General features: G+C 48.2%; 2 protein-coding genes. Both read right to left on the reverse strand.

Translation table 11 applies throughout. The annotated features are described in order from the left end of the window. On the reverse strand, positions 1-90 hold a 90-nt coding region (locus R7190_RS28940; protein WP_411978103.1), incomplete at its 3' end, for a DUF1656 domain-containing protein. Further along, positions 90-597: TolC family protein (locus R7190_RS28945; protein ID WP_318138076.1), on the reverse strand; the 508-nt coding region annotated here is incomplete at its 5' end. The genes R7190_RS28945 and R7190_RS28940, both read right to left, overlap by 1 nt.

Below are 597 nucleotides of genomic sequence, written 5' to 3' on the forward strand. Positions count from 1 at the left end.
CACCGTTATCCACGTTGCCGTGACGGCGAGAAAGAGCACCAGTAGTGTGGGAGAAAAGTAAATGTCTCCCCAAGAGAGTTCATGAGGCATTAGAGATCCTCCGTTTTGTTCTTATCGCCGTTTTCCGTCGGTGTTTCGATAGGCAAAGGTGGCAACGTGCGGTTTTCTTCATCCAGATAACCGTCCCAATCGGTACGATCTTGCATCTGCTTGGCGATGGATTCTTCAAGGAATGGTTTCCCCGTTTGTGCCTGCCAGCCGCCGCCCAACGCTTTGTACAGCGCGATTACTTGGTTCGCGACATTGCCTTTAATTTGCGCGTAACTGTCTTCCGCGCGGGTCATTTTTTCAACTGAGTTGAGCAGTCGCTCAAAAGAAATTTGGCCGTTTTCGTACTGCGTCATGGAGATGTTGAACGCACGAATGGAAGAGTTGACCGATTGCAAACGTAAATCTTTTTGCTGCAAATACAGGTCATACGCTTCGATCGCATTGGTCACTTCGTTCACGGCTTGCAGCACTTTTTTGTTGTAGTTGGTCAGCGTTTCTTGGAAACGAGCATCTTCGAAACGAATGTTATTTTTCACGCGTCCGTAT

Source organism: Vibrio sp. 1078-1 (assembly GCF_033340475.1).